This is a genomic window from Pseudomonas sp. FG36, assembly GCF_057809275.1.
In genome coordinates, this window is the sequence record NZ_JBMDJQ010000013.1 from 132,322 (window position 1) to 142,228 (window position 9,907).

Genomic DNA, 9,907 nt, shown 5'->3' on the forward strand with positions numbered 1-9,907 from the left:
AGGGCCCCTCGCTGGGCGTTCGCCTGCTCGTGCTGGTCGTGCTGTCGGTCGCGCTGATGGTGGTCGACTCGCGCTTCGACCTGCTCAAGCCGGTGCGCAGCCAGATGGGTCTGGTGCTGATGGAATCCTACTGGATTACCGACCTGCCGCAGCGCACGTGGCAGGGCGTGGCTGGCCAGTTCGGCAGCCGCACCGAACTGATCGCCGAGAACGAGAAACTCAAGACCGAGGCCCTGCTGCTGCAGGGGCGCCTGCAGAAGCTGGCCGCCCTGACCGAGCAGAACGTGCGTCTGCGTGAGCTGCTCAACTCTTCGGCGCTGGTCAACGAGAAGGTCGAAGTTGCCGAGCTGATCGGTGTCGATCCCAATCCGTTCACCCACCGTATCCTGATCAACAAGGGCGAGCGCGATGGCGTGTTCCTCGGCCAGCCTGTGCTCGATGCCCGTGGCCTGATGGGCCAGGTGGTCGAGCTGATGCCGTACACCGCGCGGGTACTGCTGCTTACCGACACCACCCACAGCATTCCGGTGCAGGTCAATCGTAACGGCCTGCGCGCCATTGCCAGCGGCACTGGCAACCCGGAGCGCCTGGAGCTGCGCCACGTGGCCGACACCGCCGACATCAAGGAAGGCGACCTGCTGGTCAGTTCGGGCATGGGCCAGCGTTTCCCGGCGGGCTACCCGGTGGCCACGGTCAACGAAGTGATCCATGATTCCGGCCAGCCGTTCGCCATCGTCCGTGCCATCCCAACTGCCGCCCTCAACCGCAGCCGCTACATGCTGCTGGTGTTCAGCGACCGGCGCACACCCGAGGAACGCGCCACCGAGGCGGCGATCGCCCAGGAAGAGGCCGACCGTCAGGGCGCTGGCCACGGCCAGGCACCGGCCACGCCGGCTGCATCTGCGACGGGTAGCGCGGTTCAGCCGGTGCCCGGCGCAGCCCCAGCGACTGCGACGCCTGCGGCAGCGGTGCCCCCGGCGCCTGCGACCGCCCAACCCCGGAGACAATAATGGCCAGCACCCGTAGCAGAAACGGCTGGGCCATCTGGCTGACCTTCGCCATCGGCCTGTTGCTCAGCGTCTCGCCCATGCCGCAGTTCATGGAAGTGTTCCGGCCCATGTGGCTGGCCCTGCTGCTGGCCTTCTGGACCCTTGCGGTGCCGGGCAAGGTCGGCATGACCACCGCGTTCCTGCTTGGCCTGGCCGAGGACGTGCTGTACGGCACGCTGCTTGGCCAGAACGCCCTGATCCTTACCCTGATCACCTTCCTGGTGCTTTCGTTGCAGCAGCGCCTGCGCATGTTCCCCATGTGGCAGCAGAGCCTGGTGATCCTGGTGATCTTCGGTATCGCCCAGCTGATCCAGCTGTGGCTCAGCGCGCTGACCGGCAATCGACTGCCGACCCTGGCCCTGGTCTGGTCGGCGGTGATCAGCGCCTTGCTCTGGCCGTGGGTCAGCTTTGCCCTGCGCGGCCTGCGCCGTCGCCTGCATATCCACTGACGCGCCGCCACTGACAGGGAGATGTCCACATGACCCAGCTGTACCTGGCCTCCGGCTCGCCACGCCGCCGTGAACTGCTGACCCAGATCGGGGTGCCGTTCACCGTCGTCAGCGCACCCATCGATGAAACCCCGTTGCCGGGCGAAGCGCCGGCGGCCTACGTCGAGCGCCTGGCCCAGGCCAAGGCGGTTGCGGGCTTCGCCTACACCGATGGCGCAGGGGTGGTACTGGGCGCCGACACCACCGTGGTGCTCGATGGTCAGATCCTTGGCAAGCCAGAGAATCGCGAGCAGGCGTTGGCCATGCTCGGCGACCTTTCCAAGCGCGAACACCAGGTGCTTACCGCCGTGGCGCTGACCGATGGCCAGCGCAGTATCAGCCGCTGCGTCAGCACCACCGTGCTTTTTCGCACGATCTCCTTCGAGGAAGCGCTGCGCTACTGGGACAGCGGCGAACCTGTCGACAAGGCCGGTGGCTATGCCATCCAGGGCCTGGGCGCGGTGTTCGTCAGCGGCATCGAGGGCAGCTACTCGGCCGTGGTCGGATTGCCCCTGAGTGAAACCGCCGAACTGCTCGAGCAATTCGGCGTGCCATGTTGGCAACTGCAAGAGGGTTCCGCACAGCGCTAGCCAGCCACGCCGCAGCAATCCATCATTACCCCAGACCACTGACGAGAGCGCGCCATGAGTGAAGAGATCCTGATCAACATCACCCCGATGGAATCACGCGTGGCGGTGGTGGAGAACGGAGTCCTGCAGGAGGTGCATGTAGAGCGCACCCAGCGCCGTGGCATCGTCGGCAACATCTACAAAGGCAAGGTAGTGCGGGTATTGCCGGGCATGCAGGCGGCATTCGTCGATATCGGCCTGGAGCGGGCGGCGTTCATTCATGCCTCGGAGATCTCCCAGCGCGAAGGCTCGGCCGTGGAGACCATCACCGCGCTGGTCCACGAAGGCCAGGCACTGGTGGTCCAGGTCACCAAGGATCCCATCGGCAGCAAGGGCGCACGCCTGACTACCCAGCTGTCGATTCCGTCGCGTTACCTGGTGTACATGCCGCGCAGCAGTCATGTCGGCATCTCGCTCAAGATCGAGGAAGAAGCCGAGCGCGATCGCCTCAAGCAGGTGGTCACCGACTGCATGGCCCAGGAAGACATGAAGGATGCCGGGGGGTTCATCCTGCGCACCGCCGCAGAGGGCGCCCGCGCGGAGGATATCCTCCAGGACATCCGCTACCTGCGCCGCCTGTGGGAGCAGATCGGCTCGCAGATCAAGACCTGCGGAGCGCCCGTGGTGATCTACGAGGACCTTGGCCTGGCGCTGCGGACGCTGCGCGACCTGGTCAACCCCAAGATCGAGAAGATCCGCATCGACTCGCGGGAGACCTTCCAGAAGACCACCCAGTTCGTGGCCGAATTGATGCCGGAGATCGCCGATCGCCTGGAGCACTACCCTGGCGAGCGGCCGATCTTCGACCTGTATGGGGTGGAGGACGAAATCCAGCGTGCCCTGGAGCGCAAGGTGCCGCTCAAGTCCGGCGGCTACCTGGTGGTCGACCCGGCGGAGGCAATGACCACCATCGACGTCAACACCGGTGCGTTCGTCGGCCATCGCAACCTCGAAGAGACCATCTTCAAGACCAACCTCGAGGCGGCCACCGCCATTGCCCGGCAACTGCGCCTGCGCAACATCGGCGGGATCATCATCATCGACTTCATCGACATGGAGGACGAGGAGCACCAGCGCCAGGTCCTGCGTACCCTGGAGAAGCAGCTCGAGCGTGATCATGCCAAGACCAACATCATCGGCATCACCGAGCTGGGCCTGGTGCAGATGACCCGCAAGCGCACCCGCGAAAGCCTCGAGCAGGTGCTCTGTGAGCCCTGTGCGGCGTGCCAGGGCCGCGGCAAGCTGAAGACCCCCGAGACGATCTGTTACGAAATTTTCCGCGAGATCCTTCGTGAAGCCCGTGCCTACCAGGCCGAGGGCTATCGCGTGCTGGCCAACCAGAAGGTGGTGGATCGGTTGCTCGATGAAGAATCGGGCAACGTCGCCGAACTTGAAGCGTTCATCGGGCGAACCATCCGCTTTCAGGTGGAGTCCATGTATTCCCAGGAACAATACGATGTGGTGCTGCTCTGACCCCTTCTAACAGCGGTCGCCCCATGGACGGGCTGGCAAAGCGCTATACACCGGCCATAGTTAAGGGACGACTTGGAGGGCCTCGGCCATGGAACGTCTGACCCGCGTTCTGAGCGCCTTGACCCGCTGGGGGCTGGTTATCTGCGCCCTGCTGGCGGTGCTGGTGGCGCTGTATGTCAGCCTCGGTCGGCAACTGGTGCCTCTGGTCGCCGAATACCGTGCAGACGCCGAACTCAAGGCCGAACAGGCCTTGGGCATGCCCGTGCACGTCGGGGCGTTCGAGGGGCGCTGGAGCGGCTTGGCGCCGGTACTGCGTGTACATGACCTGCAACTGGGCGAAGGCGCCTCGGCGCTGCGCCTGGACGACGTCAAGCTGGTGCCTGACCTGTGGGCCAGTCTCAAGGCGCGCGAAGTGCGCCTGGCGCGGATCCAGCTCAGTGGGCTGCAACTGATCCTGCGCGAGAACGAGCAGGGCGACTGGGCTCTGGAAGGCCTGCCGCACAAGGATGATGCGCCGCTGGATCCTGCGGATGCGCTCAAGCGTCTGCGCCAACTCGGTCGAATCGATGCCTTCGACAGCCAGGTCACCTTGCATCCCTGGCAACGAGACCCCCTGACCCTCACCTACGTAAGCCTTGGCTTGCAGGCAGGCGCCTCACGCCAGAGCCTCGACCTGCGTGCCACGCTGCCCGACGGCCAGCCCCTGGCCTTGAGCCTGAACAGCCGCGCCACGGCCAAGGCCTGGCGCGACGGGCGCGTGCAGGCTTACCTGAGCCTGCCGCAAAGCGACTGGGCACGCTGGCTGCCGCCGCAGTTGCTGGGCCAGTGGCAGGCCGGCGCGCTGCGCGCTGGTGGTGAGCTGTGGATCGACTGGCGGCAAGGGCAGTTGCAGCAGGCGATGGTTCGCCTCAATGCCCCGCAGCTCAAGGGCGCCTACACCGGGCGCAAGGCCATCACCGTGGATAATCTGGCCCTGTCGGCCTGGTTCCAGCGTCGGGACCAGGGCTTCGACGTCGTTGTCGACTCGCTGGCCATGAGCCTTGCCAAGAACCGTTGGGAGTCGCACCTGCAACTGGCACAGCGTCCGGGCCAGAACCCGGCCGAGGAAAGCTGGCAGGTGCAGGCGGACCGCCTCGACCTGACCCCGCTGACGCCCTTGATCGACGCCCTGGCGCCATTGCCGGACAAGCTGATGACCGTGGTCGATGCGCTCAAGGTCACCGGCGCCCTGCGCAACGTGCGCCTGGACATCCGACCCAAGGCCGAGGGCGACCAACGGCTGCAGTTCGCCGCCAATCTGGAGAAGGTCGGCTTCGATGCCTATCACGGCGCGCCGGCGGCGGGCAATGTCTCCGGGGCGATCAGCGGTGACCTTGGGCACGGCGAGCTGCGCCTGGATACGCAGGCATTCATGCTGCACCTGTACCCGATCTTCGGCAAACCCTGGCATTACCCGAAAGCCAATGCCCGCCTGACCTGGACCCTGGACAAGGAGGCTTTCACCCTGGTCGCCCCCTACATCAAGGTATTGGGCGACGAGGGCAAGATCGCGGCGGACTTCCTTATTCGCATCCACCTGCAGCCGGGCCACGAAGACTATATGGACCTGCGCGTCGGTCTTACCGAAGGCGACGGGCGCTACACTGCCAAGTACCTGCCCGAGGTGCTCAGCCCCGCCCTGGACGAATGGCTGCGCAGCGCCATCGTCAAGGGCAATGTCGACGAGGGCTACTTCCAGTACCAGGGGTCGCTGCATCACGACGCGCCACCCCATGCCCGCGATATCAGCCTGTTCTTCAAGGTGCATGACGCCGCGCTGGATTTCCAACCAGGCTGGCCGCAGGTGCAGCAGGTCGATGGCAATGTGTACATCGAAGACACCGGTGTGCGCATCCAGGCCCATCATGGGCTGCTGCTGGACACCAAGGTCAGTGATGTCAGCGTCGACATTCCCCATGTCGAAGGTGACCAGCACAGTCACCTGATCCTCGACGGTGATTTCGACGGCAGCCTCGGCGATGGCTTGAAGATCCTCAAGGAAACGCCCATCGGCACGGGGGAGATCTTCGCCGGTTGGGAAGGTGAGGGGCCGCTCAAGGGCAAGGTCAAGCTCGATGTACCCCTGGCCCACGGGCAGCGGCCCAAGGTGCTGGTGAACTTCGCGACCGCCGACGCTACCTTGAAAGTGGCGCCACCGGCCCTGGAACTGAGCCAGCTGAAGGGCGACTTCAGCTTCGATCTCGACAAGGGCCTGAGCGGCAAGGACATCAGCCTGCACGCCTTTGGCAAGCCGGTCAGCGCGCAGATCAGCGCCGAAGGGCAGGGTGGGCAGATCCAGACCCGAATCAATGCCAATGGCCAGGTCGGCCTCAAGGCCCTGACCGACTGGTTGCAGTTCACGCAGCCGCTGCCAGCCTCGGGTGAGCTGCCCTATCAGCTGCAAGTGACACTGGGCAGCCGCGACAACCGCTTGACCGTCAATTCGTCGCTCAAGGGCCTGGCCATCGATCTGCCGGCACCTTTTGGCAAGGCCGCCGCAGAGACCCGTGATAGCCGCTTCGGCCTGACCCTGCAGGGCCCGGAACGGCGCATCGATGGCAGCTACGCGGACCTGGCCCGCTTTGCTTATGCCGCGCCGGCCGACAAACTGGGCCAAGGGCGTGGCGAGCTGTTGCTGGGCACGGGCGAGGCCAGCTTGCCGTCTGGCCAGGGCCTGCGGGTGCGTGGCCGGCTGGAGACGCTGGACCTGGCCCCCTGGCAGCAACAGATGGAGCGCCTGGCCGGCAAGGATCCGGGCGGCAGTGCCCGGCAGAACCTGCAGAGCGTTGACCTCAGCATCGGCCAGCTCAAGGCGTTCGGCCTGGACCTCAACCAGGCGGTGATCCGTTTGATGCGTGGTGGCCCGGCCTGGGACCTGCGCCTGGACAGCCAGGAAGTCATCGGCAATGCGCGCATTCCCGATGCCAAGGCCACGCCCATGACCGTCCGCCTGCAGAGCCTGCGCCTGCCGCCAGCCGATCCGAATGAGGCCCAGGTCGAGAACGCGCCGGATCCATTGGCCGGGTTCGACCCGCGCAAGGCGCCGCCGCTGGACCTGACCATCGACAAGCTGTACCGCGGCGACGACCTGTTCGGCAGTGCCACCCTGAAGCTGCGCCAGACCCCTCGGGGCATGGCCATGAGCGATATCGACCTGGACCTCAAGGGGCTGCATATCGACGGCAGCGGTGGCTGGGAAGGCGAGCCCGGCAGCACGTCCAGCTGGTACAAGGGCCGTGTGGACGGCAAGGACTTGGGGAATGTGCTCAAGGCCTGGGGTTTTGCCCCCACCGTCACCAGCCGCGACTTCCGCATGGACGTGGATGGCCGTTGGCCGGGCTCGCCGGCCTGGGTCAGCCTCAACCGGTACTCCGGCAGCCTCGACGCGGCGCTGCGCAGTGGCCAGTTCGTCGAGGTCGAGGGCAGCGCCCAGGCCTTGCGGGTGTTCGGGCTGCTCAACTTCAACTCCATTGGCCGGCGCCTGCGTCTGGACTTCTCCGACCTGTTCAGCAAGGGCCTGGCCTACGATCGGGTCAAAGGCTTGCTGGTGGCCAGCGAAGGGGTCTATGTGACGCGAGAGCCGATCACCGTCACCGGCCCGTCGAGCAATTTCGAACTCGACGGCACCATGGACTTCGTCCGTGACCGAGTCGACGCCAAGCTGCTGGTGACATTGCCGGTCACCAACAACCTGCCATTGGCCGCCTTGATTGTCGGCGCGCCGGCGGTCGGGGGCGCGCTGTTCCTCGTCGATCGCCTGATCGGTGACCGGGTGGCGCGGTTCGCCAGCGTGCACTATCGCGTCGAAGGTCCGGTCAAAGAGCCTAAAATCACCTTTGTGAAACCTTTCGACAAATAATCCCGGGGTGGTCATGACGTCAGCAGTGATCCAGATGGTCAGCCAGGACGATGTGCTGGCCAACCTGCAACGTGCCACGGCGCTGCTCGAGCAGGCCGCCGCCGGAGGCGCGCGCCTGGCGGTGCTGCCGGAAAACTTCGCTGCCATGGGCCGGCGCGACGCCGCCGCCGTTGGCAGGGCAGAGGCGCTGGGCGAGGGGCCGATCCTGCCATGGTTGAAACGCACCGCCCGCGACCTCAGGTTATGGATAGTCGCAGGTACCCTGCCGCTGCCGCCGGTCGGCCAGCCGGAGGCCAAGGCCCATGCCTGCTCGTTGCTGGTCGACGAGCACGGCGAGCTCGCAGCTCGCTACGACAAGCTGCACCTGTTCGATGTGGACGTGGCCGACAACCGTGGCCGCTACCGCGAGTCGGACGATTATGCCCACGGCAGCCGGGTGGTGGTGGCCGACACACCGGTGGGCCGCCTGGGCCTGTCGGTGTGTTACGACCTGCGCTTCCCCGAGCTGTACAGCGCCTTGCGCGCCGCCGGGGCCGAACTGATCAGCGCGCCGGCGGCGTTCACCGCGGTGACCGGCGCGGCGCACTGGGAAGTGCTGATTCGCGCACGCGCCATCGAGACCCAGTGCTATGTACTGGCAGCCGCCCAGGGCGGCCTGCATCCGGGGCCGCGGGAAACCCACGGCCAGGCGGCGATCGTCGACCCCTGGGGGCGGATCGTCGCGCAACAGGCGCGGGGCGAGGCGGTGTTGCTCGCCACGCGCGATATTGAAGAACAGGCGTCCATCCGGGCGCGCATGCCGGTAACAACGCACCGGCGCTTTTTCTCGCAGGACGCCTTGCGGCCTGCGTATACCTCGGAGTGACTATGAGCCAGATGTTATCCACCGTCAGTGAGCAGCTCCTGGCCCCGGGCGGGTTGACCCTCGACAGCCTGCAGACGGTGCTGGGTGAGTTGGCCGGTCCCGGCATCGATGCCGCCGACCTGTACTTCCAAGGCCAGATCTCGGAAACCTGGGCACTGGAGGACGGCATCGTCAAAGAAGGCAGCTTCAACCTCGACCAGGGCGTGGGCGTACGTGCCCAGTCCGGCGAGAAGACCGGCTTTGCCTACAGCAATGCGATCAACCTCGAAGCCCTGACGTCGGCGGCGCGTGCCGCCCGCTCGATCTCCCGCGCCGGGCAGAACGGCACTGTGCAAGCCTTCCGCAGCCAGGACGTGACCGCCCTGTACGCGCCTGACAACCCCCTGGATGTACTGACCCGCGCCGAGAAGGTCGAGCTGCTCAAGCGCGTCGATGCCGCCACCCGTGCCCTCGACCCGCGCATCCAGCAGGTCAGCGTGAGCATGGCCGGGGTGTGGGAGCGCATCCTGGTGGCTGCCGCCGATGGCAGCCTGGCCGCCGACGTGCGTCCTCTGGTGCGTTTCAACGTCAGCGTGATCGTCGAGCACAACGGACGTCGCGAGCGTGGTGGGCAGGGCGGCGGTGGGCGCACCGACTATCGCTATTTCAGTGAAGAGCGGGTGATGGGCTACGCCCGTGAGGCGCTGCGCCAGGCGCTGGTCAACCTCGAGGCGATTCCCGCTCCGGCCGGCACGCTGCCGGTGGTGCTCGGCCCGGGTTGGTCGGGCGTGCTGCTGCACGAGGCGGTCGGCCACGGCCTGGAAGGCGACTTCAACCGCAAGGGCAGCTCGGCGTTCAGTGGTCGTATCGGTGAAAAGGTGGCTTCGAGCCTGTGCACCATCGTCGACGACGGCACCCTCGAAGGTCGTCGCGGCTCGCTCAGCGTCGATGACGAAGGCACGCCGACCGAGTGCACCACGCTGATCGAGAACGGCATCCTCAAGGGCTACATGCAGGACAAGCTCAATGCCCGCCTGATGGGCATGGCGGTGACTGGCAACGGCCGGCGCGAATCCTACGCTCACCTGCCGATGCCGCGCATGACCAATACCTACATGCGTGCCGGCGACAGCGACCCCGAGGAAATCATCCGGTCGGTGAAGAAGGGCATCTACTGCGCCAACCTTGGCGGTGGCCAGGTGGACATCACCAGCGGCAAGTTCGTGTTCTCCACCAGCGAGGCCTACCTGATCGAGGATGGCAAGATCACCGCGCCAGTAAAGGGCGCGACCTTGATCGGCAATGGTCCGGAAGCGATGCGCGGTGTGTCGATGGTCGGCAACGACCTGGCGCTGGACAGCGGAGTGGGCACGTGCGGCAAGGATGGGCAGTCGGTGCCGGTGGGCGTTGGCCAGCCGACCCTGAAGCTGGATGCGATCACCGTCGGTGGTACCGGCGGGTGATGTTCAATCGCGGGGCAAGTCGCATCGGCGCACCGCCGTCTCCACGGTTTCGAACGTGGGAGC

Annotated in this window: 7 protein-coding genes; all 7 read left to right on the top strand. The window is 66.0% G+C overall.

The window, feature by feature from the left end; all coding sequences use genetic code 11:
* Positions 1-29 precede the first annotated feature (29 nt).
* The 7 genes from mreC (at position 30) to tldD (ending at position 9,844) form a co-directional block, all read left to right on the top strand.
* Complete coding sequence (gene mreC / locus ACODS9_RS12885; protein ID WP_401104703.1) at positions 30-1,010, top strand: rod shape-determining protein MreC; 981 nt, start codon at positions 30-32, stop codon at positions 1,008-1,010.
* The gene (mreD, locus tag ACODS9_RS12890; RefSeq protein ID WP_046856980.1) at positions 1,010-1,498 is read left to right on the top strand and encodes a rod shape-determining protein MreD; all 489 of its coding nucleotides are present in this window, start codon (positions 1,010-1,012) and stop codon (positions 1,496-1,498) included. Before mreC ends, mreD begins: the two co-directional genes overlap by 1 nt.
* Positions 1,499-1,527: 29 nt before the next feature.
* Positions 1,528-2,127 (top strand): Maf family protein, encoded by a 600-nt coding sequence (locus ACODS9_RS12895; protein WP_489094002.1) that lies wholly within the window; start codon positions 1,528-1,530, stop codon positions 2,125-2,127.
* 54 nt (positions 2,128-2,181) lie between these two features.
* Positions 2,182-3,639, top strand: a complete 1,458-nt coding sequence (gene rng / locus ACODS9_RS12900; RefSeq protein WP_046856978.1) for a ribonuclease G — start codon at positions 2,182-2,184, stop codon at positions 3,637-3,639.
* A gap of 88 nt (positions 3,640-3,727) precedes the next feature.
* Entirely contained in the window at positions 3,728-7,537 is a 3,810-nt protein-coding gene (locus ACODS9_RS12905) for a YhdP family protein (RefSeq protein ID WP_489094003.1), read from the top strand.
* A gap of 13 nt (positions 7,538-7,550) precedes the next feature.
* Entirely contained in the window at positions 7,551-8,402 is an 852-nt protein-coding gene (locus ACODS9_RS12910; RefSeq protein WP_489094004.1) for a carbon-nitrogen hydrolase family protein, read from the top strand.
* A 2-nt stretch (positions 8,403-8,404) separates the two neighbouring features.
* Positions 8,405-9,844 (top strand): metalloprotease TldD, encoded by a 1,440-nt coding sequence (gene tldD, locus ACODS9_RS12915; protein WP_102682709.1) that lies wholly within the window; start codon positions 8,405-8,407, stop codon positions 9,842-9,844.
* The last annotated feature ends 63 nt before the right edge of the window (positions 9,845-9,907 follow it).

Coding starts and splice junctions, on each gene's coding strand:
- mreD (WP_046856980.1), top strand. CDS start 1,010: ATGGCCAGCACCCGTAGCAGAAACGGCTGGGCCATCTGGCTGACCTTC.
- ACODS9_RS12895 (WP_489094002.1), top strand. CDS start 1,528: ATGACCCAGCTGTACCTGGCCTCCGGCTCGCCACGCCGCCGTGAACTG.
- rng (WP_046856978.1), top strand. CDS start 2,182: ATGAGTGAAGAGATCCTGATCAACATCACCCCGATGGAATCACGCGTG.
- ACODS9_RS12905 (WP_489094003.1), top strand. CDS start 3,728: ATGGAACGTCTGACCCGCGTTCTGAGCGCCTTGACCCGCTGGGGGCTG.
- ACODS9_RS12910 (WP_489094004.1), top strand. CDS start 7,551: ATGACGTCAGCAGTGATCCAGATGGTCAGCCAGGACGATGTGCTGGCC.
- tldD (WP_102682709.1), top strand. CDS start 8,405: ATGAGCCAGATGTTATCCACCGTCAGTGAGCAGCTCCTGGCCCCGGGC.